The following is a 15,681-nucleotide window of genomic DNA, read 5'->3' as shown; positions in this document are numbered from 1 at the left end:
TACCGAAAGGAACCCGACATGACCATTCCCACGCTCGCGCTCACTCCGTTGATCTCGCTGATTGCCGGCGTGCTGATCCTGGTGATGCCGCGACTCCTCAACTACATCGTCGCGCTCTACCTGATCGTCGTCGGCCTGCTTGGGCTGTTTCCGCAACTCGCCGGCTGAAAATGTCGGCAGGCGCGGCGCGTTAGCTGGAAAGCAAGCGCGAGGGCGGCAGCCGCGAGCGCCTCCGAAACGACATCCTGCATCTGGCGGCTCCAATTTTCTTTTGAGGCTGTTGTCTCCAGCGATGCGGCAATAGCGCCATTGCCCTCGGCCTGGCTTTTCGCTATGTGCCTGAAAGATGTCTTCGAAGGGGTATTCCTATGGCTGATCACTCGCCGACCGGTCCTGTCGAACTAGGCGCGAAGATGGACTATGCCGAGCACGACCGCACCTATGCCGGCTTTCTCATGCTCGCCAAATACGGGTCGCTGTTTTGCGCCGCCGTGCTTCTGGCAATGGCTTTCGGCTTCTTTGCGGGCGGCTTCTTCTCGGGCTTTGTCCTGTTCGTTCTGATCCTCGCCGTCGGCGCTTTCATTCTCCGGTAAATTCTTCAAAACCCCCTTGCCCGCGACATCGCCGGAAGTTCGGTCGGCGTCCTGCGCAGACAGGTTCCAGCCGAAAGGATCATGCGGTGGGACAGACGGTTTTCATCCCTCGTGAGCTCGATGCGAACGAGCCGCGCGTTGCTGCCTCGCCCGACACGGTGAAGCGGCTGGCGGGGCTGGGGTTTGACGTCATCGTCGAAAGCGGCGCCGGCACGGCATCGCGCATTCCCGACGAGGAGTTCGCCAAGGCCGGCGCTGCGATCGGTAAGGCCGGCGATGTCGCCAAGGCCGATGTGGTGCTGAAGGTGCGCCGGCCTGATGAGGCGGAGCTGAAGGCCTATCGCCCGGGCAGTGCCGTCATCGCCATCATCGATCCCTATGGCAACGATGCTGCCGTCGATGCTCTGGCAAGGGCCGGCGTCACCGCCTTCTCGATGGAGTTCATGCCGCGCATCACGCGCGCCCAATCGATGGATGTCCTGTCCAGCCAGGCCAACCTCGCCGGCTATCAGGCGGTGATCGACGCGGCTGCCGAATATGACCGGGCGCTGCCGATGATGATGACGGCGGCGGGCACGGTGCCGGCGGCGAAAGCTTTCGTCATGGGCGTCGGCGTCGCCGGCCTGCAGGCGATCGCTACTGCGCGTCGTCTCGGTGCCGTGGTCACCGCCACCGACGTGCGTCCCGCCGCCAAGGAACAGGTCGCCTCGCTGGGGGCAAAGTTCCTGGCGGTCGAGGATGAGGAGTTCAAGGCGGCCGAGACGGCTGGCGGCTACGCCAAGGAAATGTCTAGGGAATACCAGGCCAAGCAAGCCGCGCTGACTGCCGAGCACATCGCCAAGCAGGACATTGTCATCACCACTGCGCTGATTCCGGGCCGTCCGGCGCCGAAGCTCGTTTCGGCCGCGATGGTCGCCTCGATGAAGCCGGGCTCGGTGATCGTCGACCTGGCGGTCGAGCGCGGCGGCAATGTCGAGGGCGCCGTGCCCGGGCAGGTGGTGACCACGGCCAACGGCGTGAAAATCGTCGGCCATCTCAACGTGCCGGGCCGCGTCGCTGCCTCCGCCTCGCTGCTCTATGCCAGGAACCTGTTTGCGTTCCTCGAGACGCTGGTCGACAAGACCACCAAGACGCTTGCCATCAACCGCGACGACGAATTGGCCAAGGCGACGATGCTGACCGATGGCGGCCAGGTCGTGCATCCGGCCTTCGCCGGCAAGCCGGCGGTGATGATCGCCTCGACCGAGCCTGCGAAGCCCGCCGCGGCAAAAAATCCAGCCCTGCCAAAGGAAGCTGCCGCATCCAGGAAAGCTGCCGCACCCAAATCGCCCGCTAATAAGTCGAAAGGGATCGCGTGATGGACCAGACCTTGCAGAAAGCCCTCGACCAGCTCGACCAGGCTACCGCCGCCGTCCGGCTCGCTGTGCAGGATCTGGCCACAGCTCCAGGCGGCACCGATGCGGCGGGCGACGCCGCGCACGCGCTGTCCGGCGGGGCGATCGATCCGTTCGTCTTCCGCTTCGCCATTTTCGTGCTGGCGATCTTTGTCGGCTATTACGTCGTCTGGTCGGTCACGCCGGCGCTGCACACGCCGCTGATGGCCGTCACCAACGCCATTTCCTCGGTCATCGTCGTCGGCGCGCTGCTTGCCGTCGGCATCTCGGCGTCCGGCATCGCCACCGGCTTCGGTTTCGTTGCGCTGATGCTGGTCTCGGTCAATATCTTCGGCGGCTTTCTCGTCACCCAGCGCATGCTGGCGATGTACAAGAAGAAGGACAAGTAGAGCGCCATGAACGCCAACTTCGCCTCCTTCCTCTATCTGGTCTCCGGCATCCTGTTCATCCTGGCATTGCGCGGCCTGTCGCACCCGACCACCAGCCGCCAGGGCAACATGTACGGCATGATCGGCATGGGCATCGCCATTGTCACCACGCTGGCGCTGGCGACCCCTTCGGCCGGAGGCTTCGGCCTCATCGTGCTCGGTCTTTTGATCGGCGGCTCGGTCGGCGCGGTCACTGCACGGCGCATCGCCATGACCTCGATGCCGCAGCTGGTCGCCGCCTTCCATTCGCTGGTTGGGCTTGCCGCCGTCATGGTGGCGGCTGCCGCCGTCTATGCGCCGGAAAGTTTTGACATCGGCACGGTCGCCGACATCCACGCCCAGGCGCTGATCGAGATGAGCCTCGGCGTCGCCATCGGCGCCATCACCTTCACCGGCTCGGTCATCGCTTTCCTCAAGCTCGACGGCCGCATGTCGGGCAAGCCGATCATGATCGGCGGCCGCCACTTCATCAACGCCGCCCTCGGCATCGGGCTGGTCGTGCTGATCGTGCTGCTCGTCACCACTGAGTCCAAGCTGGTGTTCTGGCTGATCGTGGCGGCATCGCTTGTCCTTGGCGTCCTGCTCATCATCCCGATCGGCGGCGCCGACATGCCGGTGGTCGTCTCGATGCTGAATTCCTATTCAGGCTGGGCGGCTGCGGCACTCGGCTTCACGCTCGGCAATCTGGCGCTGATCATCACCGGCGCGCTGGTCGGCTCGTCCGGCGCGATCCTGTCCTACATCATGTGCAAGGGCATGAACCGGTCGTTCATCTCGGTCATCCTCGGCGGCTTCGGCGGCGAGACGTCCGCCACTGCCGACGACGGCATCGAGCGCACGGTCAAGCAGGGTTCGGCCGACGATGCCGCCTATCTGATGATGAACGCGCAGAAGGTCGTCATCGTGCCTGGTTACGGCATGGCGGTCGCCCAAGCGCAGCACGCGCTGCGTGAGATGGCCGACAAGCTCAAGGCCAATGGCGTCGACGTGAAGTACGCCATTCATCCGGTCGCCGGCCGCATGCCCGGCCACATGAACGTGCTCCTGGCCGAAGCCAACGTGCCTTACGACGAAGTGTTCGAGCTCGAGGACATCAACTCCGAATTCGCGCAGGCCGACGTCGCCTATGTCATCGGCGCCAACGACGTCACCAACCCGTCCGCCCGCGACGACAAATCGTCGCCGATCTACGGCATGCCGATCCTCGATGTCGACAAGGCTCGCACCTGTCTGTTCGTCAAGCGCTCGCTCGGCTCCGGCTATGCCGGCATCGACAACACGCTGTTCTACAAGGACGGCACCATGATGCTGCTCGGCGACGCCAAGAAGATGACCGAAGAAATCGTCAAGGCCATGGATCACTGATCCGGGTTGGCGACCCCCACACATCGCTAGCTGCTCGAACCAGAAACCCGGTTCCGCCTAAGATCCCGCTGCGAGCGTCGCCTTCACCGGAGCGCCGCCGTTCTATAGTCTGAAGCGGCGATTGAACTGCAAAGGTCAAACCATTCGCACCCGCCGCAAGCACCCCGGGTGCGGCCCGAAGAGAACGCATCGCGCATACTTCGTAGCAGCGAGGGATGGATCTGAAGTTCCATGTCCTCGGCAATCGAGTACCCCAGAAGCGTGCCAACGCTGGCCGCCGCCTGACGATCGCGCTCCGTCACGCTGTCGCGAAGACAGTGCGGCTCCGCCTCTCCGAGCAGGGGCGCGCAAATATCGTCAGGCCCGGAGACGATCAGGATGTCTTCGCTTGCGGACAGCCGAGCCGCGATCGCGTCGAAATTGGCGACGAACGCAGCGCTGTAACCCTTGCCTGCGTAAGTCAGCAGGCAAAGGAGATGGTGCGGCCGCAGCCGGATGGTCATTCTTGCGCGCGTGTCATGAGCTTGAGCGTCATCGCGGCCAATGCCGACTTGAGCGCCCCGCCGATCAGGAACGGCGTGACGCCGTGGACAATTGCCTGTTCGATGCCAATGGCGATGGAAAGCCATGCTGCGCCCAGCACGAGGCAAAGCGCGTTTCCCAGGAGCATGGAGACGAACGCCAGCCAGGGGCGGTTGCCGTTCCAGCCGCGCTCCGCCAGCCATCCGGTGAGCGCGCCGACCACGGGGAAGGCAAAGAGGTATCCGGCGGTCGGGCCGACAAAGTGATGCGCACCGGCAGCGCCCCCAGATAGAACCGGCAACCCGATCGCGCCTTCGACCAACCATGCAACGATCGTGGCCGCGCCGAGTCTCCAGCCGTAGACCGCACCGATCAGGGTGACCGCAAAGGTCTGCATGGTCACGGGCACCGGAACCATAGGCACTTCGATGTAAGACGCCAGCGCCAGAAATACGGTTCCCACGACGACCGCCCCGATCTGCCAGGACAGCGACCAGTCGCGGATGCGCGGCGCGCTTGAAGCCGCGTGGCTGGCGGAGGTGGGGTTATGAGGCATATGTGTTCTCTTTCGTACTGGCTGTGAAGCAGGCGCTATGCCTGACTTGCGGGATTGAACGACGTGCTGCCCGGGAGGACGGAGTAGCGGATCAGGCGGCTGTCGGCAACGTCGGCTTGCCGATGCTTCATGGCGGCGCGACAAACGGCGCCGGAAGTCACAGTCCTAAGTTTCGCGACAAAATCGCCAGCGTTGAACTCTTCAACAAATTCCTGTCGCAAAACCCACGCGCAAAAAGTCGGCGATTTGCGACAGATATTTGCGACGCTTTTTGCACTTGCTTTGGATTCGGCACTACGATGGGCAAGTTCTGTTCCGATGGACGGGATTTGTCACCAACGGAGGCACCGGTGTCTGGCCCCCAGCCTGTCGCTTCGCCGACCAAGACCGGCTCGCCCGCGAAGGCCAACCCGCCGGCTCCCGGAAAGGCGCCGCGCAAGCTCAGCCAGGCCGTGGTCATCGTGCATGGCATGGGCGAACAGCGACCGATGGGCACGCTGAGGGAATTTGTTCAGGCTGTTTGGAGCCATGATCCCGCCCGCGCGCCGTTTTATGCCCAAGTCGCGGATCCGGCCAACCCAGGCGGCGAGAAGATCAACCAGAGCTGGATCACGCCTGACAGCCGGACGAACTCGCACGAACTTCGCCGGATCACCACCCCTTATGATGTCGATGGCCGCCGCACTGATTTCTACGAGCTTTACTGGGCCGACATCACGCAAGGCACGACGCGGGGCCGGCTTGCCGCCTGGGTGACGAATTTGCTCTGGCGCAAGCCCGCCGACATTCCGCGCGACGCCCGCGGGCTCTATGTCGTCACCCTTCTGGCCGTCATAGCAGTCCTGGGCGCGGCGTTCGTGCTCGCGACCTCGACCTTGCGAGGGCATATTTACTGGACCACGGGCATGCTCGTCACGATCCTGGCCTCGTTCGTCGTCTGGTCGGTGGACCGGTTCGGTCTTCCCTATTTCGGTGATGTGGCCGCCTATGTGCGGGCTGAAGCGGCAACGGTCGAGAAGCGCGCGCTTGTCCGCGACCGTGGCCTGACACTGTTGAGGCGCCTCATGCTGGACGACGGCTACGACCGCATCGTGCTGGTCTCGCACAGCCTGGGGTCAATCATCGCCTATGATCTGCTGCAGATATTGTGGGCCGATTTCAGGCCACGAAAGCTGGAAGCCCTCCGCGACAAGGCGAGACTGAAAGCGATCCGCGCCGTCGACAAAGCTACGCTCAAGTCAGATGGTTCTGCGTGGCCAGACAAATTGGATGATTTTGCCGGATTCCGGCGCGCCCAATGGGAGCTCTACCGCCACCTCCGCGCCGGCGACGCCGATCATCCATTGCCTTGGAAGATCAGCGATTTCGTCACGCTCGGCAGTCCGCTGACCCACAGCGAATTTCTGGTGACCTACAATCTCGCCGAATTCAGGCGCGGCATCGCTGAGCGGCTGTTCTCGGCATGTCCGCCGATCGCCGAGACGGCGGCCGGTGGAACCGTCCTCTATCAGGAAGGGCGCAGCCGTTCGGGCAAGCCGCAGCGGGCGGTGCATCATGGTGCGGTGTTTGCCGCGACGCGCTGGACCAACATCTTCGACAGGGGCAATGGCTGGCTGACCGGCGACCCGATCTCAGGGCCGATGGCGGAAAATTTCGGCCCCGGCGTGGAGAACATTCAGGTCGAGCTGCGCAGTTCGCTTGGCCGCATCTTCACCCACAGGCTCTACTGGTCGCTGAAGGCGACCGGCGTCGAGGTCGCGGCAGCCGCCGGCACCCCGCCGCGCTCGCATATCGGCGTGCTGCGTGACGCCGTCGATCTCGGCCGCAAACTGGAGCGACCCGAAGCACAAAGCGGATTGGCGCGCCGGAGCATGCCAATACCGCCGGAACATGGAGACAGACTTCTGTGAGCCAAGAGAGCGCAGCACGCATGAGAATCCTGATCCTGGGCGGATACGGCGTTTTCGGCGGGCGCCTGGCGGAGCTTCTATCCGACATAGCGGAGATTGAACTCATCATCTGCGGCCGCGACTTCTCTCGCGCCGAGGCGTTCTGCGCGCGCTACAGAGGGCAGGCCCGGGTTCGGCCGCTTGCGCTTGATCGCGCAGAAATTGTGGCCGGCCTGCGCGCGCAACGGCCCAATCTCGTCGTCGACGCCTCCGGGCCGTTCCAAGATTATGGGACCAATCGCTATCGTGTGATTTCGGCCTGCATCGACGCTGGCATCGACTATCTCGACTTTGCCGACGCCGCCGACTTTGTGTTCGGCGTGCCTCAGTTCGACGCGCAAGCAAAGGACGCAGGCATATTCATTCTATCGGGAATCAGCAGCTTTCCTGTACTGACCGCCGCCGTCCTGCGCGAGATGGCGAAGACGATGGACATCGTCTCTGTGAAAGGCGGCATCGCCCCTTCGCCCTATGCCGGAATCGGCCTCAACGTCATGCGTGCGGTGGTGAGCTATGCCGGCGCTCCGGTGAAGCTGCGACGACATGGGGTGCAATCGCATGGCATCGGTCTGGCTGAAAGCATGCGCTTCACCATCGCGATGCCGGGCCGGCTGCCGCTCCGGAACATCCGTTTCTCGCTGGTGGACGTGCCGGACTTGCAGATCATTCCGCCCGAGCATCCCTCAATGACCGATATCTGGATGGGAGCCGGGCCAGTCCCGGAAATCTTGCACCGGACACTCAACCTCCTGGCGAAGGCGCGCGCGAGGCTCAGGCTCTCGTCGCTGGAACCTTTCTCGCGTCTCTTCTACGCGGTGCTCAACCGAATGCGTTTTGGCGAGCATCGCGGCGGTATGTTCGTCAGCGCGTACGGCACCACGGATGGGCAGGACGCCGAACGGAGCTGGCATCTTTTGGCCGAAGGGGATGACGGGCCATACATTCCATCGATGGCCATCGAAGCGATCATCCGCAAATTGCTGACGGGCATTCGTCCGGAGGCCGGAGCACGGTCCGGGGTCCGCGCCCTTGAGCTTGCCGACTATGAGGCGCTGTTCCAAAGCCGGAAGATATTCACCGGGTTTCGGGGACACGAGATCGTTGCGCCCCTGTACTGCGGGATTCTCGGATCCGCTTTCTCCTCACTTGCTCCGCGACTTCAGGATCTGCATGGCAGCACCGCCACCCGCCAATGGACGGGCTTCGCCGAGGTACGACGCGGTCGCCGCCCGGCGGCCGCGTTCGTGGCGGCGCTTGTCGGCTTCCCGAAAGCTGCGCCACGGGTGCCGGTCACGGTGACCTTTTCGCCCGAGAACCGCTCTGAACACTGGATCCGTAATTTCGACGGCAAGTGGTTTTCTTCGATTCAGTCGGCCGGCACTGGGAGGGACCAGCATCTTCTGGTGGAACGGTTTGGGATCGCGTCCTTCGCGTTGGCTCTGGTGGTGGACGGCGATCGTCTGACCCTGGTTCCGAGACGATGGTCGCTGCTGGGTATTCCAATGCCCGGCTTCCTCGTTCCCAAAGGCTCGAGCTTCGAAACGGAACGGGACGGGCAATTCTGCTTTGATGTGGAAATTTCGATGCCGTTGATCGGCCTGATCGTGGCGTATCGGGGGACGCTCAGCCCAACCTGAATAGGTTGAGCCAAAGACAGGTAACGGTAACGGTGTGCCACCCGCACCTGGGCAAAAAAATCCTGGATTCGGTGTGGAGGACCAGCAGCCTGCCGCCGGCACCCCGCCGCGCTCGCATATCGACGTGCTGCGTGACGCCGTCGATCTCGGCCGCAAACTGGAGCCAAGCCAGCCGGCACCGACGACTTCTGCCGGAAGATAGGGCACGCTCGTTTGAGCGAATTCAGCGCGCAGTTCATGGCGATGACGTCGTCAAAACAACCGGTCGATGCCGGGGAAAGTCTCGGCGTCGATAGAACCCTCAAGCACCGATCAACGGTCGGTCAGGAAGACCGCCTCCTCGTCGTCGCGCTGCCTGCCCCCAAGTGCTGCCGCGGCGCTTGCGATGAAAGCGCCGACGACCAGGGACAGAGCGCCAAGCAGCGCGAAGGTGGCACCGGCTTTCCTGGCGGTATCGGCAGCCTGCTGGGCCTGGACCTTCGCCTCTTCGACCCTGGCAAGCACGGCATCGACACGGGCCCTGGCATCGGGTTCCGACAGCCCGGTGCGGGCGGCTACCAACTGCGACAGATAGGTCTTGTCGTCGGCTGACACTTCCCCTGCTGCTGCGCTCGCGATCAAAATGCGCGAGGCCTGCGCCGTCGCCGCCGCATCGCTCTCCGGGTTGGCGGCAGCAAGCCTGGCCGCATCGGCCGGGCGGAACAACGCATCGACGAAGTACGACGTTGCGTTGTCGGTCGCGGCGCCTCCGGCGTTTGCGGTAGCACCTGCCGAAGCGCCCATTGCCGCGCCCGACGCGACTGTCGAAGCGGCGTGGACGCCGGTTCCGACAGCTGCGGAAAGCGCCGAGCCGAGCACACCGGCGACAAGCAACGTTGCAAGCGCCCAGGCGAGAAAGCCGTGTGCGGTATCGCGGAAAAAGACCTCATCGGTGTGGACGCCGACCCATTTGGTGCGTAGGCGCCCGGCAAGATAACCGCCTACGGCCGACGACAGCCACTGCACGATGATCAGCCACGCAGCCGTGGAGGCCGCGAAAGTTGTGACTGAGGTGCTCAAGCCGGACCACGGCGAAACCATCGTCAGCCCGAGCCCGGAGCCGAGCAGCATCAGGATCAATGTTAGCGTCGAGGCAGCAAAGGCGCCGGCCACGATTGGCCCCCAGCTGACAGCGGTAGAAGAGGATTCCGTCGGTGCGGAAACGTCGACAGCCGTTAGGGTTGACTGCATGTCAGCCCCCTAACGTGCGAAAAGCATGATGAGAATAATGATCGGAATCGGGACTCCGAGAAGCCAGAGCAAAATGCCACGTCCCATGAGTGCCTCCTGCGGCGATTGTGATCGATTACAATGCCTTGGATGCTCTTCCGTTCCGACCGGCCCTCATGATCCTTTGTTGCGACGCAGCAGGGATCGTTGGTGGGCCTGGGCCTACCAATACCTTAAGTGTTCGAAGCTGAGCAGCTGCTTGGGCTTTAAATATCCAGGTTGGCGACCGATAGCGCGTTTTCCTGGATGAACTCGCGCCTGGGCTCGACTTCGTCGCCCATCAGCCGCGAGAACAGACTGTCCGCATCGGTGGCGTCATTGACCTTGACTTGTAAAAGCGAGCGCACATTCGGGTCGAGCGTGGTCTCCCAGAGCTGCTCGGCGTTCATTTCGCCGAGGCCCTTGTAGCGCTGCATGGTCAGGCCCTTGCGGCCGGTGGCAAACACGGCATTGAGCAGCGCCAGCGGTCCCGAGATGGTTTCGGACACATCCTTGCGGCGCAGCACCGGCGGCTCGCCATAGACTTCTGCGAGGCGCGGCGCATAGCGGTCGAGTTGGCGGGCATCGGCCGAATTGATCAGCGCCAGATCGAGATGCGCGAACTCCTTGACGCTGCGCACAGTGCGCTCGAACACATAGCCGCCGACCCCTTCATTTGAGGTCGACATGCGGCCGGTCCAGCCGCGTTCGGTGTCCTCGGCGATGATGTCGAGGCGCCGGGCGACACGCTCGGCCATGGCGTTGGCCCGGCCGAGATCGACGAAGACGTCCGGATTGAGCGCGCCGGCGATCGCCGCCTGCTCGACCACGCCCCTGTTATAGCGGGTGTGCAGTCCGTTGATGAGCTGACGCACCGCCAGCGCATCGTCGATGGCGCTGCGCAGGTCCTGCCCGGCCCGCACCTCGCCGGTGCTGAGCGCAAGCGACGCCTCTTCCAGCCCTGAGCCGATCAGGAATTCCTCGAAAGCGCTTTCGTCCTTGATGTATTGCGAGCTCTTGCCGCGGGTCACCTTGTAGAGCGGCGGCTGGGCGATGTAGAGATGCCCGCGCTCGATCAGCTCCGGCATCTGCCGGAAGAAGAAGGTCAGCAGCAAGGTGCGGATGTGGGCGCCGTCGACGTCGGCGTCGGTCATCAGGATGATCTTGTGGTAGCGCAATTTGTCTGCGTTGAACTCGTCCTTGCCGATCGAGGTGCCGAGCGCGGTGATCAGCGTGCCGATCATGTCGGAGCCGAGCATACGGTCGAACCGGGCCCGCTCGACGTTGAGGATCTTGCCGCGCAGCGGAAGAATGGCCTGGTTCTGGCGCGAACGGCCGCCCTTGGCCGAGCCGCCGGCGCTGTCGCCCTCGACGATGAAGATTTCGGACTTCGCCGGGTCGCGTTCCTGGCAGTCGGCCAGCTTGCCGGGCAGCGAAGTGACGCCGAGCGAGCTCTTGCGGGTGATGTCGCGCGCCTTGCGCGCGGCTTCGCGCGCCGCTGCCGCCTGGATGACCTTCTCGATGACCACCTTGCCCTCGGTCGGGTGCTCTTCGAGCCAGGTGCCGAGCGCCTCGTTGACGAGCCCTTCCACCACCGGACGGACTTCGGACGAGACCAGCTTGTCCTTGGTCTGCGAGGAGAATTTCGGGTCGGGAACCTTGACCGACAGCACGGCCGTCAGCCCTTCGCGGCAATCGTCGCCGATCAGCGCCACCTTCTCCTTTTTGGTGAGGCCCGTGGATTCGCCATAGCCGGTAATCTGGCGCGTCAGCGCGCCGCGGAAACCGGCAAGATGCGTGCCGCCGTCGCGCTGCGGAATGTTGTTGGTGAAGGCCAGCACGTTCTCGTGGTAGCTGTCGTTCCACCACATGGCGACTTCGACGGTGATACCGTCGCGCTCGGCCTTGATAGCAATCGGCTTGTCGATCAGCGGCTTCTTGACGCGGTCGAGATATCTGACGAACTCCTCGAGCCCGCCATCATAATGCAGTTCATGGCGCACGACGTCGGCATGGCGGGCATCGGTCAAAATGATGCGCACGCCGGAATTCAGGAAGGCGAGTTCGCGCAGCCGGTGCTCCAGCGTGCCGAAGTCGAACTCGACCATGGTGAAGGTCTCGGTCGACGGAAAGAAGGTGATCTCGCTGCCGCTGCGCCCCTCATAGGTGCCGGCAACCTTGCGCTGCTCATAGCTGCCGGTGACCCTCAGCGGTCCGTCGGCATTGCCATGCGAGAAGCTCATCTCGTAGATCTGGCCGTTGCGGCGGATTTTCAGCTTCAGCCAAGCCGACAGCGCGTTGACGACGGAGACGCCGACGCCGTGGAGGCCACCAGACACCTTGTAGGAGTTCTGGTCGAACTTGCCGCCGGCATGCAGCTGCGTCATGATCACTTCGGCCGCCGAAATGCCTTCGCCGGTGTGGATATCGGTCGGAATGCCGCGGCCGTTGTCGATGACCGTCACCGAACCGTCGGGATTGAGCGTCACCGTGACGAGGTCGGCATGGCCGGCCAGCGCCTCGTCGATAGCGTTGTCGACGACCTCATAGACCATGTGATGCAGGCCCGAGCCGTCGTCGGTATCGCCGATATACATGCCGGGCCGCTTGCGGACGGCGTCCAAGCCCTTCAAAACCTTGATGGAATCGGCGCCGTACTCGGCCTCAGCGCCGTTGGCGTTGTCGATCTGATCGCTCATGAAAACCTGTCTGATTGATGCCGCACATCCAGCGCAAAAAATCGGCTCCGAATCGCGCGTCCTTGATGGCCCAGATATAGGTGCAAAAGGCGGTTTTTCCAAGGTTTGCAAGCATTTCCGAATGGAAGAAGAGCACGCCTGGCGGGCCACGGCATCGGACCCAAAAGTGGAACCGGTTTTGGGAACAGAGCGGCCGCACAAAAGCGGGCCGACCTGTTCCCGACGATCATCTACTCTCCTGTGCCCCGGTGACATTTCCGGAGAGCGGGCGCTTCGCCCTTGCCGTTCAGCAACATGGACGCTTGGCTTGCCAGCCACTACATTGAGGTCACCAGCGGAGCACGCCATGGACAGTCAGCCCGCCCCCTTTGTCCCGCCGGCGCCGAAGCCGCGCACGTCGCCGCCTTCGACGCTGGAGATGATCCGCATCGTCTATCGCAATCCGCTCGAACTGTGGGGCGAGCCGACCTACAACCAGCCTTGGATTTCGGTGACCGGCATCGGCGGGCCGCTGGTCATCGCCAACGATCCCGGCCTCATTCGCCACGTGCTGGTCGACAATGCCAAAAACTACAAGATGGCGACGGTGCGCCAGATGATCCTGCGGCCGATCCTGCGCGACGGCCTGCTGACCGCCGAGGGTGAGGTCTGGCGGCGTTCACGCAAGGCGATGGCGCCGGTGTTTACGCCGCGCCACATCTTCGGTTTTGCCGAGCCGATGCTGAGGCGTACGCGGGAGTTCGTCACCCGCTACGAGGGCGGCGGCACGTCAGACATCGCCCACGACATGACGCTGCTTACCTTTGACATCCTGGCCGAGACGCTGTTTTCCGGTGAGATATCGGGTGAGCCGGGCAGCTTCGCCAAGGAGATCGACCGGCTGTTCGAAACCATGGGCCGCGTCGATCCGCTCGACCTGTTGCGGGCGCCAGACTGGCTGCCGCGCCTGACCCGCATCCGCGGCCGCAAAACCATGGCCTACTTCCGCAAGATCGTCACCGACACCGTCAAGATGCGCGAAGAGCGGGTCAAGCACGATCCGGACAAGGTGCCGCAGGATTTCCTCACGCTTTTGCTCAAGGCGGAGGGACCGGACGGGCTGACGCGCGCCGAGGTCGAGGACAACATCATCACCTTCATCGGCGCCGGTCACGAGACCACGGCGCGTGCGCTCGGCTGGACGCTCTATTGCCTGGCCGAAGCGCCTTGGGAGCGCGAAAAGGTCGAGCGCGAGATCGACGCCGTGCTGGCGCGCGAGCCCGACCCGACAAAGTGGCTCGACGCCATGCCGTTCACCCGCGCCGCCTTCGACGAGGCGCTCAGGCTCTATCCGCCGGCGCCGTCGATCAACCGCGAGCCGATCGAGCCCGAAACCTGGAACGGCCTCTACATACCGAGGCGTGCCGCGGTGCTGGTCATGCCCTGGGTCGTCCACCGCCATCGCAAGTTGTGGGACAGGCCCGACGCCTTCATGCCCGAACGTTTCCATCCGGGAAATCGCGAGAAGATCGACCGTTTTCAGTATTTGCCGTTCGGCGCCGGTCCTCGCGTCTGCATCGGCGCCAGCTTTGCCATGCAGGAGGCGATCATCGCTCTGGCGATCATGCTGTCGCGCTTCCGCTTTGATACCACTGCCGAAACCAAACCGTGGCCGGTGCAGAAACTGACGACGCAACCACAGGGCGGCTTGCCGATGCAGGTCACGCGCCGCCTTTGAGCCGCCTGATCGGCTATTCCGCTGTCTTGCGCTGGAACTGGCCGGCGGGCCGGTAGCGCCAGAGATAGCTCGGCAGGATGCTGCCGATCGACTGTGGCTGGATATCGAGACCGGCGAGCGTCCGGTTTTCCCTGATGGCCGCTTCCGAGACGATGTTGTCTCCGCGCAACTGCAGGACCTGATCCTTGGTCAGCAACGGATTGGGCAAAAGCCCGAGGATCGAAGCCTGCATGTTCGCCACCCACCACGGCACCGACACCAGCAACCGCTTGCGGTCGATCATGGCAAGCATTTCCTGCATGCATTGCTTGAAGGTGAGCACCTGAGGTCCGCCTAGCTCGTAGATCCGGCCACCCTGGACTTTGCCGTCGACCGAGCGCGCCACCGCTTCGGCGACATCGCCGACATAGACCGGCTGGAATTTGGTCCGCCCGCCGCCGATCAGAGGCAGGACCGGCGAATAGCGCGCCATGCTGGCGAAGCGGTTGAAGAAGCTGTCCTCGGGGCCGAAATTGATCGAGGGCCGCAAGATGACCGCATCCTCGATCGTCTCCAGGACCGCTTTTTCACCGAGCGCCTTGGTGCGCGCATACTCGGATTGCGCGTTCAGATCGGTGCCCAGCGCCGAGATATGGGTGAGCCCGGCGCCGACGGCGCGCGCCGCTTCGGCGACCGCGCGTGCGCCGAACTCGTGGACGGGCGTGAACTTCTGCCGGCCGCTCTCATGCAGGATGGCTACCAAATTGACGACATGGTCGGCGCCCTGCACGGCGCGGTCGACCGACCAGCGCACGCGAATATTGGCCTGCACCGGCTGGATCTGGCCGACATTGCCAAGCGGTTGCAGATGGCCGGCGAGATCGGGCCGGCGGCAGGCGACCCTGATGCGATAGCCACGCCGGGCCAGCGCCCGCACCACATGGCGGCCGACAAAGCCGGAGCCGCCGAACACGACGACGAGCTTTGGGGTCTGCAGGATTTCGGTCATGGCTGGCTCCGGCGCGCTTTCCAGATCTGCTGGGCTTGGCTGAAGCCGTTCATAATCCGTTTCGCGCCGAAGGCAAAGGGCGATCCTTTGTCGCCGTTTGCCGCGGTGTCGGCCGGTTCAGAACGCCCTGCCGATGCGCGCGTCGACCGATTGGCGGTTGCCGCCGCGGATGACGAAGAAGAACAGGATCGCCGCCCACAGCAGCGATTTTTCGGCACCCGAAAAGCCCTCTCCCAGGGTGACCCAGTGGAACCAGACGGTGACTAGGAGCACGAACATTCCGGCGAAGGCGGCCGGGCGGGTCAAGAGACCGATGGCGATGAAAATGCCGCCGAAGAACTCGGTGCAGGCCAGCAGCACCGACCAGAACGCGCCAGGATAGAAGCCGAGGCCTTCGACCATCTCAGCGGCGCCGAGCGGGTCGATGATCTTGCCAGAGCCGTGGATGGTGAGGAAGATGCCGGCCACGGCGCGCAGGATGGTTTCAGAGGTGGTGTTCAGCGCCGCATAGAGGCTGCCAAGGGCCGGAACGACAAGATTGGTGCTGGGATTGTGGGTGCTTGCGGCCATTAGGGTTCCTCTTTT

14 protein-coding genes are annotated in these 15,681 nt (G+C 63.7%); 8 read left to right on the top strand and 6 right to left on the bottom strand.

The genetic code is table 11. The features are described from left to right. Positions 1-18 precede the first annotated feature (18 nt). From AC0L2R_RS03960 to AC0L2R_RS03940, 5 genes are all read left to right on the top strand, one after another. Positions 19-168 carry a DUF3096 domain-containing protein gene (locus AC0L2R_RS03960; protein ID WP_023796799.1) on the top strand — a complete coding sequence of 50 codons (150 nt, stop codon included), beginning with the start codon at positions 19-21 and terminating at the stop codon, positions 166-168. 200 nt (positions 169-368) lie between these two features. Then, a complete protein-coding gene (locus AC0L2R_RS03955; protein ID WP_091592720.1) occupies positions 369-593 on the top strand; it encodes an aa3-type cytochrome c oxidase subunit IV in 225 nt (74 codons plus the stop codon). An 86-nt stretch (positions 594-679) separates the two neighbouring features. After that, entirely contained in the window at positions 680-1,951 is a 1,272-nt protein-coding gene (locus AC0L2R_RS03950) for a Re/Si-specific NAD(P)(+) transhydrogenase subunit alpha (RefSeq protein ID WP_473507794.1), read from the top strand. Further along, positions 1,951-2,376, top strand: a complete 426-nt coding sequence (locus AC0L2R_RS03945; RefSeq protein ID WP_029347614.1) for an NAD(P) transhydrogenase subunit alpha part 2 — start codon at positions 1,951-1,953, stop codon at positions 2,374-2,376. Before AC0L2R_RS03950 ends, AC0L2R_RS03945 begins: the two co-directional genes overlap by 1 nt. A gap of 6 nt (positions 2,377-2,382) precedes the next feature. Next, positions 2,383-3,780 (top strand): NAD(P)(+) transhydrogenase (Re/Si-specific) subunit beta, encoded by a 1,398-nt coding sequence (locus tag AC0L2R_RS03940; RefSeq protein ID WP_473507793.1) that lies wholly within the window; start codon positions 2,383-2,385, stop codon positions 3,778-3,780. A gap of 83 nt (positions 3,781-3,863) precedes the next feature. Here AC0L2R_RS03940 and AC0L2R_RS03935 read toward each other — a convergent pair whose 3' ends face one another. Both AC0L2R_RS03935 and AC0L2R_RS03930 read right to left on the bottom strand, forming a co-directional pair. After that, entirely contained in the window at positions 3,864-4,283 is a 420-nt protein-coding gene (locus tag AC0L2R_RS03935) for a DUF1284 domain-containing protein (protein ID WP_473507792.1), read from the bottom strand. Beyond that, positions 4,280-4,858 (bottom strand): biotin transporter BioY, encoded by a 579-nt coding sequence (locus AC0L2R_RS03930; protein ID WP_473507791.1) that lies wholly within the window; start codon positions 4,856-4,858, stop codon positions 4,280-4,282. The genes AC0L2R_RS03935 and AC0L2R_RS03930 overlap by 4 nt, the downstream gene beginning before the upstream one ends. 350 nt (positions 4,859-5,208) lie before the next feature. Here AC0L2R_RS03930 and AC0L2R_RS03925 point away from each other — a divergent pair, with 350 nt between their 5' ends. Together AC0L2R_RS03925 and AC0L2R_RS03920 are read left to right on the top strand one after the other, a co-directional pair. After that, positions 5,209-6,768: a hypothetical protein gene (locus AC0L2R_RS03925; protein ID WP_473507790.1), complete on the top strand. Its 1,560-nt coding sequence runs from the start codon at positions 5,209-5,211 to the stop codon at positions 6,766-6,768. A 20-nt stretch (positions 6,769-6,788) separates the two neighbouring features. Then, positions 6,789-8,444 (top strand): DUF4166 domain-containing protein, encoded by a 1,656-nt coding sequence (locus AC0L2R_RS03920; protein ID WP_473507789.1) that lies wholly within the window; start codon positions 6,789-6,791, stop codon positions 8,442-8,444. Positions 8,445-8,756: 312 nt separating this feature from the next. On the opposite strand, the gene AC0L2R_RS03915 is transcribed toward AC0L2R_RS03920, so the two are convergent. Both AC0L2R_RS03915 and gyrB read right to left on the bottom strand, forming a co-directional pair. Continuing rightward, positions 8,757-9,674, bottom strand: coding sequence for a hypothetical protein (locus AC0L2R_RS03915; protein WP_287329539.1), 918 nt, complete (start codon positions 9,672-9,674; stop codon positions 8,757-8,759). A 245-nt stretch (positions 9,675-9,919) separates the two neighbouring features. Continuing rightward, the gene (gene gyrB, locus AC0L2R_RS03910) at positions 9,920-12,391 is read right to left on the bottom strand and encodes a DNA topoisomerase (ATP-hydrolyzing) subunit B (protein ID WP_091592734.1); all 2,472 of its coding nucleotides are present in this window, start codon (positions 12,389-12,391) and stop codon (positions 9,920-9,922) included. Positions 12,392-12,737: 346 nt separating this feature from the next. On the opposite strand from gyrB, the gene AC0L2R_RS03905 reads away from it, so the two are divergent. Further along, entirely contained in the window at positions 12,738-14,108 is a 1,371-nt protein-coding gene (locus AC0L2R_RS03905; RefSeq protein ID WP_128172918.1) for a cytochrome P450, read from the top strand. A gap of 13 nt (positions 14,109-14,121) precedes the next feature. Here AC0L2R_RS03905 and AC0L2R_RS03900 read toward each other — a convergent pair whose 3' ends face one another. Continuing rightward, the gene (locus AC0L2R_RS03900) at positions 14,122-15,096 is read right to left on the bottom strand and encodes a complex I NDUFA9 subunit family protein (protein ID WP_473507788.1); all 975 of its coding nucleotides are present in this window, start codon (positions 15,094-15,096) and stop codon (positions 14,122-14,124) included. A 117-nt stretch (positions 15,097-15,213) separates the two neighbouring features. After that, positions 15,214-15,666 (bottom strand): DoxX family protein, encoded by a 453-nt coding sequence (locus AC0L2R_RS03895; protein ID WP_023796785.1) that lies wholly within the window; start codon positions 15,664-15,666, stop codon positions 15,214-15,216. Between the last annotated feature and the right edge of the window lie 15 nt (positions 15,667-15,681).

It is taken from the genome of Mesorhizobium sp. WSM4820, from assembly GCF_055811075.1.
The sequence above is the reverse complement of the archived record's forward strand: the minus strand, read 5'-3'. Positions and strand labels throughout refer to the sequence as shown.

Bases quoted from the DNA above. Each gene is read 5' to 3' on its own strand.
- AC0L2R_RS03960 (WP_023796799.1), top strand. From the start codon at position 19: ATGACCATTCCCACGCTCGCGCTCACTCCGTTGATCTCGCTGATTGCC.
- AC0L2R_RS03955 (WP_091592720.1), top strand. From the start codon at position 369: ATGGCTGATCACTCGCCGACCGGTCCTGTCGAACTAGGCGCGAAGATG.
- AC0L2R_RS03945 (WP_029347614.1), top strand. From the start codon at position 1,951: ATGGACCAGACCTTGCAGAAAGCCCTCGACCAGCTCGACCAGGCTACC.
- AC0L2R_RS03940 (WP_473507793.1), top strand. From the start codon at position 2,383: ATGAACGCCAACTTCGCCTCCTTCCTCTATCTGGTCTCCGGCATCCTG.
- AC0L2R_RS03935 (WP_473507792.1), bottom strand. From the start codon at position 4,283: ATGACCATCCGGCTGCGGCCGCACCATCTCCTTTGCCTGCTGACTTAC.
- AC0L2R_RS03930 (WP_473507791.1), bottom strand. From the start codon at position 4,858: ATGCCTCATAACCCCACCTCCGCCAGCCACGCGGCTTCAAGCGCGCCG.
- AC0L2R_RS03920 (WP_473507789.1), top strand. From the start codon at position 6,789: ATGAGAATCCTGATCCTGGGCGGATACGGCGTTTTCGGCGGGCGCCTG.
- AC0L2R_RS03915 (WP_287329539.1), bottom strand. From the start codon at position 9,674: ATGCAGTCAACCCTAACGGCTGTCGACGTTTCCGCACCGACGGAATCC.
- gyrB (WP_091592734.1), bottom strand. From the start codon at position 12,391: ATGAGCGATCAGATCGACAACGCCAACGGCGCTGAGGCCGAGTACGGC.
- AC0L2R_RS03905 (WP_128172918.1), top strand. From the start codon at position 12,738: ATGGACAGTCAGCCCGCCCCCTTTGTCCCGCCGGCGCCGAAGCCGCGC.
- AC0L2R_RS03900 (WP_473507788.1), bottom strand. From the start codon at position 15,096: ATGACCGAAATCCTGCAGACCCCAAAGCTCGTCGTCGTGTTCGGCGGC.
- AC0L2R_RS03895 (WP_023796785.1), bottom strand. From the start codon at position 15,666: ATGGCCGCAAGCACCCACAATCCCAGCACCAATCTTGTCGTTCCGGCC.